Here is a 15847-nt window from a genome sequence, read left to right as displayed (position 1 = left end):
GGTTACTGGTTCCATTAATCAAATCTTGTTATCCTTTCCTATTGGATAAGGTAAGAAGGAATTGCAATTACCTAAAAGTAAAAAACCACCAGCTAATTTATAACTGGTGGTTTTTATAAGTAATGCTCCTTTTATATTAAAAAGGAATAATAACCTTTACACTCATATTGCGGCCCATGTTGTAAATACCGTAACGGCCATTTGGTGAAACCTGATAATATTCAAAATATTTCAGACGGTTTAAGTGCGATTGGTAGGCCACATCAAATACGTTATTTACCTGTAAGAAAAGTTGCGCCATTGTTCTGCCAGATTTCTGTTTGATGTTACCACCAAAACCAGTATTAATCAAGGTATAACCGGCTGTTGGTGTTTCAGTATTATCTACCGCATAAATTCTATCCTGTCTGGCATAAGAATCCAGCTCAACCCGTGCATAAAGACCAGTGAACATACCAACAGATTTACGTAACGTTCCTCTTAATTCTGACCGGAAGTGTAATGGCAGAATAAATGGCAGGTATTTAGCATCATCGCCATACAGTCTGGATAATTCTTCATTTTTATTGATTCCGTTAACATAGGCAAGGCTGTTGTTAAAAGCTAACCATTTTAACTTTTCTGGATGTAAATTCAGCGTTACCTCACCACCGTATAACTGCGCTTTAGACTGCTGATACTGATAAGTCATGTTACCCTCACTATCCAAAACCGGATTCCCGCTGGCATCGCTTACTCTCGATTGAAAGATATAGTTTGAAATGCGGTTATCAAATAATTCTATGCTGATATCCAGGTTTTTCAGGTAAGCCAGGAAGCTAATATCTTTTTGCAAGTTAAACTCCGGCACAAATTCCCGGTTTCCTAAGTATCTAATACGAGCTCCTGGATCAAGTCCATTTGCGCCCACTTCATTAATGTTTGGAGACCTGTAACCGCGGGCTACATTTGCTTTAAATAATAACCGCTCCGTTAAATTATAAGTACCGCCTACGCTTCCGGAAACACCGTGGTACTGATTTGTGAAGCCTGGAAACTGGTTATAAGCGCCCGGGGTATCATCGTCTACTTTTCGGCCAAAATCAGCATCATTGGTACTGGTAAAAAAGTTATTCCAGGTCAGGTGACGGGTATCATATCTTACCCCTCCAGAAATATCAACTTTGCCAAAAGATCTTTTCGTAAATACAAATGTTCCGATATCAAACAAATTATAATCCGGAATTGGATAATCTGTAGCTAATCCACTTCTGTTTCTTTGGTACATACCATTTACACCTATGGTAGTTTCAAGGGCATTCCAGGTTGGCATGTTGTACCGGAAATCATAATTTACAGTATTCAATTTTAAATTCAATGCTGCTTCATTCGGATCTACTGCCGATAAAAATTCCCGGCGGTAACTTTGCTGAAATCCTAAAGTAGCATTAAGGTTTCCCTGTCCAATTATATATTGGTTATGGGTATATACCCGGAAATGCTGAATCCGCTGGTGTAAATCGCCAACTTTATAGGATTTAAATCTTTCTTCCGGAACAAAAGGTCGGTTTTTGATATCGTCCTGGGCACCATCATAAATTGGATAAGTAAATTTACGGGTTAAAGAATCGCGGCTACCATCCGGTATTTCCTGAAAATTATTATATAGGGTAGCAGAAACCTGAGAAAATCCCCAATTCTTATCTACCCGGGCGGTACCAGATAAATTATATTCCCGAAAACCGGTGCTGTAAACATAACCATCAACCGAATTCCGGTAATCATGTGCTCTTTTTTGCGATCCGCGCAAATAATAACGCCAGCCATTTTTAGAATATGAAGTACCTAAAGAGGTAGCAAACATACCGTTATTGCTGTGGTAGTCAGCCAGGAAGTCACCTTTTGGCACCCCATCAACCCCTTTAGGAACCGCTGGTATCATGTTAATTACACCCGCTAATGCATCTGAACCATAGGTTAAACTAGAAGGTCCTTTTACTACTTCTGCTCTTTCAATTCCGTATTGGTCAACTTCTGTTCCGTGCTCATCGCCCCACTGCTGGCCTTCCTGACGGATACCATCGTACATATTAAGTACCCGGTTGTAGCCTAAGCCCCGAATAAATGGTTTGGAAATATTGGGACCGGTGCTGGTAGCACTAACACCAGGAACACCTTTTACAATAGCATCAATAATATTACTGTTAACATTAATATCAATTTCTTTTTTAGAAATAGTAGCAATCGGAACCGGGCTTTTCTTCACTTCAGTTGCTCTGGAAACGCCAGTTACTACTACTTCGTCCAGTTTAGAAGTTATCTCCTGTAACACAATATTTACAGTAGCCACACCACCAGGAGTTACGGTAACCGGTACTTGCTGCGATTGGAAACCTACACTGGAAGCACCAAGCTGATGAACACCAGCCGGCACATTTTTAATCTCAAAAACGCCAATATCACTGGATGTTGCTCCCATCTGAGTACCTACCACTCCAATTGAAGCATAAGGAAGCGGCTCTCCGTTTGCAGTAATTTTACCTTTAATTGTACCTGTTTGGGCAAATGCACTACAAGCACTAAAAAGAAATAAAAAGAAAACAATAAAATGTAATAAGAAGCGTTGTCGTAATAACATAAAATAAATAATGTTTAATTATTTGGCGGATTGGAATTGCAATTTGCTATTAAATACGCAACTTCAATGTTAGGAGGGCGTTAAAAAAATATTAGAATTTCATTAGAATTTTCAAATTCAACTAAAAAGACTACTTCACCTTTTGTATTCTTTTGAAAATTCAAAAAATAGAACTACCCTAATCTTTTTAAGATTTTTCAATCATTTTCCTTCTCCGGGAGGTGCAGTCAAACTATAGCACTATAATAAATCAACGCTAATTTTTATTTTTTATCATTAGAGTAGCCTTATAATTTTATTAGAAATCCATTAGAACCTGTTGATCTTTATAACTGTGGGAGCTCCATCTCAAATGTAGTACCCTTGTTAATTTCTGATATTACTGAAATTCGACCATTATGAAGGTTAATGATTTTCTCAGTAAGAGATAATCCAATCCCATGTCCGTCAGAATAGCTTTTATTGTTACCCCTGAAAAACGGGATAAAAATATTATTCAGATCAGTCGGCGATATACCTATACCATTATCAATAAATTTTAGAATGATTTTGTTATCAGCAAACGAAATAACAATTTGACATTGCTTATCAGCAGAGAACTTACAGGCGTTCTCCATTAAATTTACAAATGCTACTTTTAACAGGTATTCATTCCCTCTAACTGAAATATCCCGGTCATGCTCAAATTCTTTTTCGAAATGAATATTGATGTTGCAGTTATTATGTAGCTTTTGCAACTGCTCCTGGGCATCTAATAATAACTCATCTATTCGGAATTCTTTAAATGATATTTTGGCAGGATCGTAGCTGGCCTTAGCTAAATCTAATAAACTACTGGAAAGTTTGGCCAATTTGCGTGCATCCGAAAGGGAGTCGTTTATTACCTTTTTATATTCAGCTATACTGCGCTCTTTATTCTCGGAAAGTTCTAATTCCGTAATAATGGCCGCCAGCGGAGTTCTTATTTCGTGGGCTATGTTAGAAACGAATTCTTTATAAGCATCAAATGATTTTTCTAACCGGTTGAGCATTTGGTTGAAGGTGATAGCCAGTTCAGAAATTTCGTCTTTCCCGCTTCCTTCATTTACCCGTAAATCTAAATTAGTGGCGGTTATTTCTTCTACCCGATCCACCATTTCTGTTACGGGTCTGAGAGCTTGCTTGGCAAAATACCGTCCGCAGGCAATAACCAGTATCATAGATAAGCAAAAAGTAATAATTAGGGTATAAATTAAATTTTCCAGCTTTTCAAAACCAAATTCATCGTAGGCCACTGCCGTAACTACATAAGTTTTGCCTTCATTTACGATGGTAAAACCTATAGCCTGGTGCCGGTTTATTACAAACCGAATTTCTTTTTTCCTGATAATTTCATTAATTAATTCCTGACTCTCTACAATAAAATCTTCATCGGCAGCATCATGGTAAATCAGGTTAAAGTTAGAGTCGAAAACACCTATTTCTTCACTAATCTCATAACTGGAAGCACTTTTATAAATAAGTTGCAAAACCTCTGGCTTTACCTTAGTCACTAGCAATAAATTTACCTTTGTAATAGCCTGCCGTTTCAGCTGTTTAAAAAAATCGTCTTGCCGGTCCTTTTCATAGGAAACAAAAATAGTAATCGCAAATAAGAATAATATCCCGGCGAAAATGAGGGAGAATAATAAGGTTAATTTATTACGGATAGACATTATTCTGCTTTCAGAATGAAACCCATTCCTGGCTTAGTATGAATGAGTTTTACCGGATAGTCTTTATCTACCTTTTTCCGGACATAATTAATGTACACATCTATAAAATTTGTACCAGTGTCAAAAGTTGTATCCCATACTTTCTCCGCTATTTCGATGCGCGAAAGTACCCGTCCACAATTTTTCATCATGTACTCCAGTAGCTTAAATTCTTTGGGAGTTAAATTTATTTCTGTTTTATTGCGGGTAACTACTTTGGTACGTAGATTCATTTCCAGATCAGCCACCTTTAAAATAGTAGTACCGTTATTTCCCTGACCTGTATTCCTTTTCATTAAAGCTCTAATCCGGACATGCAGCTCCCTAAAATCAAAAGGCTTTACCAGGTAATCATCCGCGCCAGCATCAAACCCTTCTACTTTGTCGTCTGTCCGACCCAGAGCGGTTAGCATAATAATGGGAATATCCGGTTTTACCGAACGTATCTCTTTACATAAATCTATCCCGTTTATTTTAGGAAGGATAATATCTGTTATTATCAATTGGTAATCCTTATTAATGGCCAACTTCCGGCCGATTTCGCCATCATAGGCAATTTCTGCAGCATATCCCTGTTCCTCTAAACCCCTTTGAATAAGTTCAGCCACGCGTTGGTCATCTTCAATGATAAGGATATTCATGTTAGACAAATAAAAAAATACTAGAATCTTAAATTATTTCGATACTTCTAAAGTTTTGGGCTAAGAAGATAATTATTGTAAAGGGACGCCGGTGCGTAAAACTTAAAATTTTGTTTAAAAATAAGCTACCCTCAATAGCTTTTCAAGCAATACAGGTAATTATTTTCCTATTATTTATAATAAAATAAAAAACCTACTTCATTTGGAGTAGGTTTTTTATTTTAAATCCCAGGTTCTATACTTATTTGTTTTTCCGGATGTAAATATTACCGTTAAAGTTCTTGAAAAGCAATTCAGGTCCACCACCGTTTATTTTGCCATATAGCCACTTATCCGTCATTATTCTTCGGCCATTTCGGTCAAACTCTTCCTTACTGGCTGGTTTATTTACCGGCATATCAAAATCCGTATAAATATCACCGTTATCAGTTTTTAGTTTGGCATTAAACTGAGCATTTGCCGGTAAGCTTACATCTATTTTGCCATTAAGGCTGCTAAAGGCCATTGGCACATTAGCCGCTACTCGTCTGAAATTAGCAATTATGTTACCATTTATGGTAGAAGCTGAAGCTGTTCCGGCTATATTACTCATTCTAATATTGCCATTAATGTTATTCAAACCTAATTCACCTTCCAGATCTTCTACTAAAATATCGCCACCATTTATAGTTTTTAATTTAACTGAAAAATTAGCTGGTACTTTTATATCCAAATCAACGGCTCTGGCAGGCCCTGTTCTTATGGTAACGACATTGTTATCTTCCATTACTTCTAAACCAGAAATTTGCGGCAACCTTCTTAACCCTTCTGCTTCCTCTCTTACGGGTGGCCGGTGGGGTTCGCCGCGGGTAGCATAATTTATTTCAACCTCCTTGCCCTTATAACCAGTAACTTTAATTGATCCGGTTATAAGATTTATATTTAACCGACCTGGCTGGCCGGGCTTGGTTAAGGGCACTTCTATTTTTTCGGTTGCCTGAGCCATACAGGCTGTAACCAAGCCCATCAGGAAATAAACAGCCACCAAAATTCCTTTAATAACAGTTCTCATGTATTTCAAATATGTAAGGGTAATCAGAATTTTACCTCTAGTTCTTTTTTAAATAAATATTGCCATTAAGGGTCTCAAAACTTAAAGTAGGTCCTCCCTTTCCAGCTTTATATTGCTGATTTTTATCCACCCGGTAGACTGTGCCCCCAGAACCATTTTGGTTTTTTATTAATCTTACCGGCATTAGTTCCACATCCGACAAATCAGTATAGAATTCTCCGTGCATAGTTTTAAAAGTTACATTTGCATCCAGTTTAGGCACATAAGTTACTTTTACTTCCCCATTTATAGTTTTGAATTTAGAATCTGCTGTTGGGTTTTGGGCAAATATTACTTCCAAAGGACCGTTAACGGTTGATGCGTCTACTGAACCTGTAGTGTTATTAAGTTTTATGGGACCATTTACATGTCGTGCTTTAATATTTCCGGTTACTTTATGCACTTCCACCTCCCCTTCATTCACAGTGGCTATGTTTAAATTAGTTTTAGCCGGCACTTTTAAAGTAATATCCATATTAAAATGGTAGGCTACATTATTTTGCACACTCCTGTGCGTCCGGCTCCTGTAAATAAAAGGTGCTTCTAAGTAAATATAAATGCTATCGCCTGATTCTTTAGTAACCAGTTGCACCTCCCGGAGCCCCTTCTCAACCTCCTTCAGGTCCTTATCCGAAATCCTTTTTTGAGCTTCTAGTTGTACTTTATCGCCGTTATAAGCTTCTACTTTTACCGAACCATTAATATTCTCTACCATTAGTACCTGAGGTCCTTTACCCGAAGCAAAGCTGAGCGTTTTCTTAATCGTTTCGGTTTGAGATTGGGCATAACTTGTTAGGGCCAGAAGCATGAATAGCCCGGCTAAAATTTTCTTTTTCATAAAGCCTTTGGTTTATTTAAATTAATACCTGAATGCTCTGTTCTACTTTTTGCTTTACTGCCTCATTTAAATCTTCTTTTTTCAGGAGTTTCTTAAGCTGTTGTACCGATTCTTTTTCCTGCATGGCTACCATTACATCAGCTAGAGCCAATTGAACCAACGGGGAATCTTGTTTCGTTATGGCCAGTACTAAGCCTTCCCGGGCAACCGGGTCATTGGCGTGCTGGTACAGCGCCTCAATGGCAGCCAACCGTACATTAACATCCGGATCCTGGTTTAATGTCTGCAACAAGGCATTAATTACTTTATTATCAGCCTTTTTAAAATCACTCGTCAGGTTTACAGCTTTTAAGCGATCAGTAGCTGCAGGTTGTTTAAGCAGCGTCAACATCATCATTTTCTTCATCTGCTGCATTTCTGAGGTTAGCGTAGCTAGTTTTTCTACTTCCTGCCGCTGCTCCCGGTTAAACCAAAAGCCTAATGCTACACCTAAACTCAGCACAATACAACTATAAGCTAACTTGCCCAATGATACTTCCGCACCAATATTTTTAAAAAAATTTGTTGCCAGTTGCTGCCAGCGGTTAGTTGCTTTTTGTTTGTGCTTTTCTTCTGCCAACATTTGATAGAAATTACTACGCAGGCTGGCACTGGGAGCTGGTTCTGGTAATTGCTCCATTTTAAGCCAAAAGCTTTTAATATCGGCTAGTTCCGTTGCCTGCACCTGTTCCTTTTCCAGAGCCTTTTCCAGGTTCTCCTTATCGGCTTCCGAAGCAGTATTAGCCATAAAATCTGCTAATAATTGCTCTAATTTTTCATCCTTCATACAATCTCCTGCCTTTCCAGTTTTAGGTAAATATTTTTAAGTTCGTCCAAGGCTCTAAACGCCCTTACTTTGATGGCACCTTCGCTACAACCATATAATTCAGCAATTTCTTTATATTTTAATCCCTGGTAGCGGCTTAATATTAATATTTCCCGTTTTTCCAGCTCTAATTGGTTTAATGCCAGTTGCAGCAAGTGCATTTCTTCTTCCTGCCGGGTCTGTTCCTCCACTGTAAAATCATCCTGCAACTTATTCTCTAAATGCGTAAAATCATCTGAAAACCCCAGGCGTTTATTTTTCTGATAATAGTCGGCATGCACGTTCCGGGCCAAATGGTACATCCAGGTTTTAAACTCCCCGGCACCCGTATAAGTGTGTCGGTATTTAAGCATTCTCAGAAATACATTCTGCACCAAATCTTCACTTACTTCGCCTTTGCTTGTTAGCCGGTAAAAGAAACTATACAAAGCCCGGTGGTACCGTTCGAAAAGCAAGCCCAGCCGATCCGTATCGCCGTCTTTTACCTTAAGCATCAAAGCAGAGTCAGAAATAGCTTCCAAGTAAATCAGTGGTTAATATTTAAAAGCAAAGAGGGACACTGGAGCAAGTTAAAATAGTTACAGAAAAATAAGCTTTTTTATTTCAACCTGTAAAGTATTTTAATTGCCATATTGTTTTTCAGGTAGTTATAACACAAAAAAGCCCTGAAAAAATATTCCAGGGCTTTACGTTCTTTGGTAGTCAATTAATTTTCTAAAACTTTGGTCGGGTCATGGCCTAAGTTCATGAGGGCATACCGCCAATTAGAAACTAATAAGTCTTCTTCTAATGGTTTCTTTTTATAGAGGTCATTTATATGGTTAGTCACTCTTTCCATACACTCATACTCTCCTTTTGTAAGCATTACTTTTCGTTTAGAAAGAACCTTAATAATTTTAAGTGAAGTTTTTTTATCAATAATCAAATCAGGATCTGAGCTTCCTTCCGCAGGGGCCTTAGAGGTTTTGGTCTCCAGCCATTTTCCAAGTTCTAGCGCCGACATATTTACCAAAGTACGAAACTCGGCATATACATCTTCGCGGGTTTTAACAACCGTGTTGGCAAACTTTAATAAGTGAAGCATAATGGTAGTAATTTTGTAATCATTCCTAATTCCTTTCTAGGTTTTACTCTCCTTTTTTACTTCATATTTTTATTTAAGTTTAAAATAATACAAATTTTATTTAGATAAATGCAGAACACACTCCTTATACCTTCCTGATAATCAGTAAATAACTCAATGATTTCTATCCAGTGGCAACTAGTTTTTCCTGTTTTACACTTTTCTATTAACCTTAAATCAAATGAATTACCGCTAATCTGAGGTCGGGAAAGCGTAATCCTGCTTGCTGACTTAGGTAAAAAGAGGAGCCGGTCAAAAAAAGATGGATGTTGTTTTTTGCTACAGGTTTCTATCTTTGTAAATAGAATACTTATAAAAAATATGAAAACAAAGCTAACAGTAAACAACAACGGTTCTTTGAAAATCGAGGGCGACTTTGAAATTGTAGATAAAAATGGCAATGTTTATGGCTTAGGTGGTCGTACAGTTTTATCGTTATGCCGGTGTGGTATGTCTAAAAACAAACCATTCTGCGATGGTGCGCACAAAGGAAACTTTGACCACAATGCCGAGGCTTTTGATTTACCTCCTAAAGCAGTATAACTAATACCCTTAATCAGTAACATCCGCTTTACCCAGGCATGACAGCAACTTTAAACTTAAGCCAGATAAATATTTATCCCATTAAATCTTTGGGCGGCATAAGTTTAACCAGTTCTTTAGTTGAACCCCGCGGTCTGCAATACGACCGCAGGTGGTTACTAGTAGATGCTACCGGGGAAGCATTAACGCAACGGACTCTTCCTGAAATGGCGTTGTTGCAGGTTCAGCTCCTGCCTAATGGCTTACAGGTTTCTCATAAGACCAAGTCTTTAGAGGCTATTTTTATTCCGTTTGAACCAATTACTTCTCAACCACTTTGGGTAAGAATCTGGGACGATACCTGCCTGGCGCAAGAGGTAGCACCTACCGTTTCTGACTGGTTTTCAGAGGTACTACAAAAGAGTTGTAAGCTGGTTTATATGCCCGAAAAAAGTAAAAGGCAGGTAGATCTAACCTATGCCCGGGCTGGCGAAATAGTAAGTTTTGCTGATTCATTCCCTATTTTACTTATCGGGCAGGAATCTTTGGTAGATTTAAATAACCGGCTGCCAGAACCAGTACCCATGGACCGATTCCGGCCAAACCTGGTTGTTACCGGAAGTTTTCCTTACGCCGAGGATAATTGGAAAGATTTTACTATAAACAGCTTTCCATTTAAAGTTGTCAAACCTTGCGCTCGTTGTAGTTTAACTACCATAGACCAACAAACTGGCCAAAAAAGTAAAGAACCTTTACGCACTTTGGCTACTTACCGGAACTCTAATAACAAAATTTTATTTGGGCAAAATGTTCTTCCGCTTTCGCCTGGCGCTACCATTCAAGTAGGCGATCAGCTAGAAATACTTAGTTACCATACAACTGTTTCGGCAGTAGCTTCCATAACATGATAAAAATAGAAGTTGTACCAGCCTCTCCTGCCCAGATTCCTGCCATTCAACAAGTAATAGACGTAACTTGGGAGCCAACTTACCGGAGCATTCTTTCTCAGGAACAAATTGTTTTTATGTATGAAGAAATTTATACCGCCGAAGCACTGGAAAAGCAAATGCAGGAAGGACAACAGTTTTTAATTTTGTATGAAAATGCTATTCCTTTTGGTTTTGCCTCTTACTCAGCTATACAGTTCAATACTTATAAGCTAAACAAAATATATGTACGGCCGGAAGCACAAGGCAAAGGATATGGGCAGGTATTAATCAAGCAGGTTGAAAAACAAGTAATAGAACAGGGCGCGCAAACTCTTATTCTTAATGTAAACCGCTTTAATTCGGCCAAGACATTTTACGAAAAGCTGGGTTTTGTAGTACAAAAAGAAGAAGACATTGCTATTGGCCCTTATTGGATGAATGATTATGTTCTGGAGAAAAAGCTGACCTAGTTAATAGAAACTACTTCTACTTCATCTAAGCTAAACTTACGCATCGTTTTTTTAAGAACAGGTAAAATTACATAATACAAGGTTGCCGTTAAAGGTGCACTAATAATTAGCCAAGCCACTATACCCAACAAATTAGCTAGCCAAATTTTATTAAGAGCCATTAACCAGTCCTGCTTTAGTAAGCTGACAATTTGCTCATAACTAAAGGCAAAATCGCTGGAGCCAAAAATGGCGATACCCATTTTTATAAATGGCACATATAACAATAAATGAAAAGGGGCCATTAAATAACAAACCAGGAGCAGGGCCGGAATATTTAACTTTAACCGTACTCCCAGAAAGGCGCACAATAAACTGGCTGGCCCAAATAAAGGCAATATTCCTATAACCGAACCCAAGGCAAAGGTTAAGGCCAATTTATGAGGAGTTATGCCCATTGTGAGCAAGGCCAGCAACGGCGACACAAACTTGCGCCTTATATAGTGTTTTGATCTAATCAGGTAAAGAACCATTATATTTTAGCAGAAAACGTTCAGAAGATTTGGCTGTTATAATATATCCTTTTAACAATATTCGTTCCAGAATTGCTAATCAGGAACATATAAGAAAAATAAATACTAATTCTGATTTCTTTCTGAACAATCAGAATAAATTATTTCTTTCCTGAGTCAAATAACTTAAATTCCGATTCCGAAGATTTTTATCTTTTATTATTCTGTAACAAGCCAAAAACACTTTATGTTTAACAGTACTAATATTTTAATTATCCTCTGTACTGGTATTGTTATTTTTCTTTTCCTGGTTATCCTAAAAAAGCTAAGCCTTCTCGTTCAAGAAATAAAGACTTTACGTGAAGAATTAAATAAACAAAAAGAAAGTTTAACCTTTTCTGGTTCACACCTTTCGATTACCAAACCTGCTGAAACAGCCACTACTTCAACCCAGGCTAAAGGTAAAGTTAGCCGGAACAAGTTTTTCTTCCTGCACCAGCGGGATTGGGAAAAATTTATTGGTGAGAACCTCATAAATAAAATAGGTATTGCAATTCTGGTACTGGGTATTGGTTTTTTTGTACGTTTTGCCATTGAGCAAAACTGGATAAATGAAGTGGGCCGGGTACTAATAGGTTTAGGTTCTGGCGCCTTGTTATTGGCCGTTGCGCACCGGCTCCGCCACGGCTATCAGGCCTTCAGTTCGGTATTAATTGGAGGTGGACTTGCTGTCCTGTATTTTACTATTGCCCTGGCTTTTCATCAGTATCACCTTCTATCTCAACAAACTGCTTTTCTGTGGATGGTGGGCATAACGGGTTTGTCTGTTTTTTTGGCTTTACTTTATAACCGGAGGGTTTTAGCCATACTGGCTTTATTAGGAGGTTTTACAGCACCTTTTATGACTAGTGCCGGAGGTAGCAACTACGTAGTGTTATTTGTTTACATCTTGATTCTGGATATAGGCATGCTGGTTTTGGCTTATTTTAAAAGGTGGAGCAACATTACCCTTATCGCCTACCTGGCTACCGTAATTTTATTTTTAGGTTGGCTATTTGCGGGGCTACCCCATACTAACCCTGCTTCTTATTTTAATGGCTGGGTATTTTCAGTTTTATTTTACCTCATTTTCCTGGCCATGGATATAATCTATAAATTAGGAAGAGTACGACATTATTCAAACCTGGAAATCTGGTTATTATGGAGTAATACAACACTATTTTATATTATAGGAATTTACCTGCTCAGCCACCTTAATGCAGGTGCTTATCTGGGAGTTTATACCGGTGCCTTAGCTATTTTAAATGCCGGTACGGCTTGGCTGTTGTTTACCAAAACCCTTACCGACCGGAAAGTTATATTTCTTTTGGGTGGTGCGGCCATAAGCTTTATTTACTTAGCTATTTTATTAGAACTACTTTTCCAACTCCGGACATCTGTACTTACCAATGAGGTTAAACTATTTATAACTGTTATTTATCATTATTTATTTATCGGTTTGTTATTGCGCTATGGTAATCGGATTTTAACCATACTGCAGCTAAAATGGTTATTAATGCTGGGGTTATTGGCGGTATTAAGTTATTTCTGGCTGGCTTTATTTATAGTACCAGATATCCGGAATGCCTATATCCAAGGATCCTCAACTGGCTCCGGTCCCTTCTTGCTCCATTATGCCTCACTAATTTTAATTATTATTTTACTCATCCAGGGCAATCTGCTAACCAAAAGTATTTACCAACCTAACCATAAACTTCAACCAATACGCCTCTGGTTTACCTGTGCCGCTGTAGTATTTTTATTAAGTACCGAACTCGATCATATAGTTGCATTAACCACTTTCGGACCAGGCCAGTCTCTCCCCAAAACTTTAGCCCAAAACCACCGGATTGGGTTTGCCATTTTGTGGGGAATCCTTTCATTTGGGTTTATGTTACTTGGAATGCAAAGAAAAATTAAAAGTCTGCGCCTCATTTCGCTAACTCTGTTTTTCATTACCCTGCTAAAATTATTTTTATTTGATATCCGCACCATTTCCGCCGGCGGACGCATCACCGCCTTTATATTATTAGGGATACTTTTACTAGTTGTTTCGTTTTTATATCAGAAACTGAAAGGGTTAATTTTAGAGGAGGATACAAGTAATAAATCCTCTTAAATTCATAACCAGGAGAATTTATATTGATATTTAGGGCGAATCCTTATATTTGAGTTTGATAATTTTTTAATTTAGAATGCCTTCAACTATCCGACTTTTTATAGCTATTTTTTTCTTTACTACAGGCCTTTTTCTTGCTGGTTGCCAGAAACAAGAAAAGCTTAACTTGCCTCCACTTACCAACAGAAATGTAAAAGAAGAGCTTATTAAGTTTGGGAAAGAGAATCCTGAAACAGAAGTATTAATTAGTACTAGCCTGGGTGAAATAAAAGTTAAACTTTATACAGAAACACCCCTGCACCGGGCCAATTTTATCCGGCTCATTAAAATGGGATACTACGATAATAAAGTTTTTAACCGCGTAATCAAAGGCCACATGGCCCAGGGAGCCGATTCAAGAGACGAGGCAGAAAAGAAGCGGGTAAATATAGGAGAATATGGGATACCTTCTGAAGTAAATACAAAATTTTACCATAAGCGGGGTGCATTGGCCATGGCCCGTTACGATGATGAATTTAACCCGACCAAAGCCTCCTCTTCCGATAACTTTTATTTAGTACAAGGCACCGTGGCTACTCTTTCAGAAATTCAGGATGTTGAACAACGGTATCATATAAAATATACCCCGGAGCAAATTAAAACCTATACTACTATCGGAGGGGTACCTACCCTTGATTCTAAATACACGGTATTTGGAGAAGTAACAGAAGGACTGGAAGTAGTAGATAAAATTGCCAATTTTAAAACCGATACCCACGATTGGCCAATTAAAGATATTTACATGACCATGAAAGTACTGGATTAATGTAATCTGTTAAAATTATGCCTGCTATTAAATTAAATCCGCACCGGAATCTGGTCTTTAATAAGCTCCGTTTTTATATAACAGTTGCAGTAATAGCAGGTATTTTTGGGATACTTTCCTTCAATAAAAAAGCCCGAACCAGCTGGACCACCCAAGTTAAAAATATTGGCACCTTTTCCTCAGCCCGGGCAGTAGATTTAAACAAAGATGGCACCCTGGATATAGTTATTGGAGCCGGTGCCGAGGAAAATTATCCTACTGACATTGGTGCTATGGCTATAGATGGCAAGAATGGAAAAATACTTTGGCAGGTACCTGGCGTAAATCAGTTTGTTGGATCTGCCGCTTTGCAGGATATAACTGGCGATGCAGTACCGGATATTTTTATAGGTGGCAGATGGGCCGAACTGGTTGCCATAAATGGAGCTACCGGAAAAGTTATCTGGCGCTTTTTACCAGATAGAGAAAATCCGGACCCCGGCGATACCGGCTGGTTTAATTTTACTACGCCCCAATTTATACCAGATCAGGATAATGATGGCCACAAGGATTTATTAGTCGCTAATGGCGGAGATGCCCGTATAGAACCATATGACCCCGATCGGCCCGTTGGTCGATTACTTGTATTCAGCAGCAAAACAGGAAAAATTTTAGCTGACGCCCGGGTGCCCGATGGCAAGGAAACATACATGTCTGTAGTTTGCTCCGAAGCACAGGCTGATGGCCAGATAATGGTTTTATTTGGAACTGGAGGAGAGACATTGGGAGGTCATTTATTTAGAACAACGCTGCAAGATATTATGCGGGGTGATTTATCTAAAGCCAAAGTTTTGGCCACCAATGAAAACAAAGGGTTTGTAGCGCCGCCGATTTATGCAGATATTAACTTAGATGGTATATATGATATTGTTACCAATGCAGTAGATGGGCAATTGTTAGCCATAGACGGGAAAACGGATGGCTTGCTTTGGCAGGTAAACTTTCCTGGAACAGAAGTATATTCTATGCCGGCCGTTGGTTATTTTAATAATGATTCTATACCTGACTTTTTTACCAGCTTCGCGGCAGGCGTCTGGCCTTTATACTCCCATTCCATCCGGTTTATGGTAGATGGTAAAACCGGTAAAGTAATGTACCAGGATAAAATAAAAGGATTTCAGAATGCCTCACCGGTTGTAGCAGATTTAAATGGCGACGGATTAGATGAGGCAATAGTAAACCAGGGCGTATCTAAACCTTCTGCGGCAGGCACAATTTATAACAGCCATTTACTTGCATTTGATTTTAAACGAAACCGAAAATATGCGATTGGCGATTCCATCAAAGGAAACAACATCGCATCCACTCCCTGGATAGGCGATTTAGACAACGACAACTATTTAGATATTATATACAACGCCGGCAATTTTGACAGGCTTAGTACAACTTTAGAGTTCTCCATGGCTCGGCACAGCACTAAAATTAAAATAAAGAAACCAGTTATATGGGGAGCTTATTTAGGAAGTGATTATAGCAGCGTATTCCGCTGTTCACCTAAAACTGTGTTTTATTCCGCAAAGTAATTT

At 38.4% G+C, this 15847-nt stretch carries 15 protein-coding genes; 6 read left to right on the top strand and 9 right to left on the bottom strand.

From position 1 onward, the window contains the following. Nucleotides 1-136 precede the first annotated feature (136 nt). The 8 genes from ADHAQ_RS0117595 to ADHAQ_RS26145 form a co-directional block, all read right to left on the bottom strand. On the bottom strand, nt 137-2617 hold the full coding sequence (locus ADHAQ_RS0117595; RefSeq protein WP_051360004.1) for a TonB-dependent receptor: 2481 nt from the start codon (nt 2615-2617) through the stop codon (nt 137-139). A gap of 326 nt (nt 2618-2943) precedes the next feature. Further along, a complete protein-coding gene (locus ADHAQ_RS0117590) occupies nt 2944-4311 on the bottom strand; it encodes a HAMP domain-containing sensor histidine kinase (protein WP_026464056.1) in 1368 nt (455 codons plus the stop codon). Beyond that, nucleotides 4311-4991 carry a response regulator transcription factor gene (locus ADHAQ_RS0117585; protein WP_026464055.1) on the bottom strand — a complete coding sequence of 227 codons (681 nt, stop codon included), beginning with the start codon at nt 4989-4991 and terminating at the stop codon, nt 4311-4313. The genes ADHAQ_RS0117590 and ADHAQ_RS0117585 overlap by 1 nt, the downstream gene beginning before the upstream one ends. A 241-nt stretch (nt 4992-5232) precedes the next feature. Continuing rightward, nucleotides 5233-6042, bottom strand: coding sequence for a DUF4097 family beta strand repeat-containing protein (locus ADHAQ_RS0117580; RefSeq protein ID WP_034256900.1), 810 nt, complete (start codon nt 6040-6042; stop codon nt 5233-5235). A gap of 37 nt (nt 6043-6079) precedes the next feature. After that, nucleotides 6080-6919, bottom strand: coding sequence for a DUF4097 family beta strand repeat-containing protein (locus ADHAQ_RS0117575; RefSeq protein WP_026464053.1), 840 nt, complete (start codon nt 6917-6919; stop codon nt 6080-6082). Nucleotides 6920-6935: 16 nt separating this feature from the next. Continuing rightward, nucleotides 6936-7745: a HEAT repeat domain-containing protein gene (locus ADHAQ_RS26150; protein WP_051360003.1), complete on the bottom strand. Its 810-nt coding sequence runs from the start codon at nt 7743-7745 to the stop codon at nt 6936-6938. Next, the gene (locus tag ADHAQ_RS0117565; protein ID WP_245590633.1) at nt 7742-8305 is read right to left on the bottom strand and encodes an RNA polymerase sigma factor; all 564 of its coding nucleotides are present in this window, start codon (nt 8303-8305) and stop codon (nt 7742-7744) included. The genes ADHAQ_RS26150 and ADHAQ_RS0117565 overlap by 4 nt, the downstream gene beginning before the upstream one ends. A 185-nt stretch (nt 8306-8490) precedes the next feature. Then, nucleotides 8491-8868 (bottom strand): DUF3140 domain-containing protein, encoded by a 378-nt coding sequence (locus ADHAQ_RS26145; RefSeq protein ID WP_051360002.1) that lies wholly within the window; start codon nt 8866-8868, stop codon nt 8491-8493. Nucleotides 8869-9228: 360 nt separating this feature from the next. On the opposite strand from ADHAQ_RS26145, the gene ADHAQ_RS0117555 reads away from it, so the two are divergent. From ADHAQ_RS0117555 to ADHAQ_RS0117545, 3 genes are read left to right on the top strand one after another with little or no spacing between them, the layout of a single operon-like run. Continuing rightward, nucleotides 9229-9450 carry a CDGSH iron-sulfur domain-containing protein gene (locus tag ADHAQ_RS0117555; protein WP_034256899.1) on the top strand — a complete coding sequence of 74 codons (222 nt, stop codon included), beginning with the start codon at nt 9229-9231 and terminating at the stop codon, nt 9448-9450. Between the two features lie 38 nt (nt 9451-9488). Further along, complete coding sequence (locus tag ADHAQ_RS0117550; protein WP_026464050.1) at nt 9489-10337, top strand: MOSC domain-containing protein; 849 nt, start codon at nt 9489-9491, stop codon at nt 10335-10337. Then, nucleotides 10334-10828, top strand: a complete 495-nt coding sequence (locus tag ADHAQ_RS0117545; protein ID WP_026464049.1) for a GNAT family N-acetyltransferase — start codon at nt 10334-10336, stop codon at nt 10826-10828. The genes ADHAQ_RS0117550 and ADHAQ_RS0117545 overlap by 4 nt, the downstream gene beginning before the upstream one ends. Here ADHAQ_RS0117545 and ADHAQ_RS0117540 read toward each other — a convergent pair. Next, complete coding sequence (locus ADHAQ_RS0117540) at nt 10825-11340, bottom strand: DUF2062 domain-containing protein (protein WP_026464048.1); 516 nt, start codon at nt 11338-11340, stop codon at nt 10825-10827. The two genes, ADHAQ_RS0117545 and ADHAQ_RS0117540, sit on opposite strands and share 4 nt — an antisense overlap. A gap of 226 nt (nt 11341-11566) precedes the next feature. On the opposite strand from ADHAQ_RS0117540, the gene ADHAQ_RS0117535 reads away from it, so the two are divergent. From ADHAQ_RS0117535 to ADHAQ_RS0117525, 3 genes are all read left to right on the top strand, one after another. Beyond that, complete coding sequence (locus tag ADHAQ_RS0117535) at nt 11567-13477, top strand: DUF2339 domain-containing protein (RefSeq protein ID WP_026464047.1); 1911 nt, start codon at nt 11567-11569, stop codon at nt 13475-13477. A gap of 76 nt (nt 13478-13553) precedes the next feature. Continuing rightward, nucleotides 13554-14282 (top strand): peptidylprolyl isomerase, encoded by a 729-nt coding sequence (locus ADHAQ_RS26140; protein WP_051360000.1) that lies wholly within the window; start codon nt 13554-13556, stop codon nt 14280-14282. A gap of 17 nt (nt 14283-14299) precedes the next feature. After that, nucleotides 14300-15844, top strand: coding sequence for a PQQ-binding-like beta-propeller repeat protein (locus ADHAQ_RS0117525; RefSeq protein WP_051359999.1), 1545 nt, complete (start codon nt 14300-14302; stop codon nt 15842-15844). The last annotated feature ends 3 nt before the right edge of the window (nt 15845-15847 follow it).

The organism is Adhaeribacter aquaticus DSM 16391 (assembly GCF_000473365.1).
GTDB classification, from domain to species: Bacteria; Bacteroidota; Bacteroidia; order Cytophagales; family Hymenobacteraceae; genus Adhaeribacter; species Adhaeribacter aquaticus.
The sequence above is the reverse complement of the archived record's forward strand: the minus strand, read 5'-3'. Positions and strand labels throughout refer to the sequence as shown.

What these genes read in the sequence shown, in the direction of transcription:
- ADHAQ_RS0117525 (WP_051359999.1), top strand. Translation starts at nt 14,300, where the DNA reads ATGCCTGCTATTAAATTAAATCCGCACCGGAATCTGGTCTTTAATAAG.
- ADHAQ_RS0117535 (WP_026464047.1), top strand. Translation starts at nt 11,567, where the DNA reads ATGTTTAACAGTACTAATATTTTAATTATCCTCTGTACTGGTATTGTT.
- ADHAQ_RS26150 (WP_051360003.1), bottom strand. Translation starts at nt 7,745, where the DNA reads ATGAAGGATGAAAAATTAGAGCAATTATTAGCAGATTTTATGGCTAAT.
- ADHAQ_RS0117555 (WP_034256899.1), top strand. Translation starts at nt 9,229, where the DNA reads ATGAAAACAAAGCTAACAGTAAACAACAACGGTTCTTTGAAAATCGAG.
- ADHAQ_RS26140 (WP_051360000.1), top strand. Translation starts at nt 13,554, where the DNA reads ATGCCTTCAACTATCCGACTTTTTATAGCTATTTTTTTCTTTACTACA.
- ADHAQ_RS0117575 (WP_026464053.1), bottom strand. Translation starts at nt 6,919, where the DNA reads ATGAAAAAGAAAATTTTAGCCGGGCTATTCATGCTTCTGGCCCTAACA.
- ADHAQ_RS0117580 (WP_034256900.1), bottom strand. Translation starts at nt 6,042, where the DNA reads ATGAGAACTGTTATTAAAGGAATTTTGGTGGCTGTTTATTTCCTGATG.
- ADHAQ_RS0117590 (WP_026464056.1), bottom strand. Translation starts at nt 4,311, where the DNA reads ATGTCTATCCGTAATAAATTAACCTTATTATTCTCCCTCATTTTCGCC.
- ADHAQ_RS0117585 (WP_026464055.1), bottom strand. Translation starts at nt 4,991, where the DNA reads ATGAATATCCTTATCATTGAAGATGACCAACGCGTGGCTGAACTTATT.
- ADHAQ_RS0117550 (WP_026464050.1), top strand. Translation starts at nt 9,489, where the DNA reads ATGACAGCAACTTTAAACTTAAGCCAGATAAATATTTATCCCATTAAA.
- ADHAQ_RS0117540 (WP_026464048.1), bottom strand. Translation starts at nt 11,340, where the DNA reads ATGGTTCTTTACCTGATTAGATCAAAACACTATATAAGGCGCAAGTTT.
- ADHAQ_RS0117595 (WP_051360004.1), bottom strand. Translation starts at nt 2,617, where the DNA reads ATGTTATTACGACAACGCTTCTTATTACATTTTATTGTTTTCTTTTTA.
- ADHAQ_RS26145 (WP_051360002.1), bottom strand. Translation starts at nt 8,868, where the DNA reads ATGCTTCACTTATTAAAGTTTGCCAACACGGTTGTTAAAACCCGCGAA.
- ADHAQ_RS0117545 (WP_026464049.1), top strand. Translation starts at nt 10,334, where the DNA reads ATGATAAAAATAGAAGTTGTACCAGCCTCTCCTGCCCAGATTCCTGCC.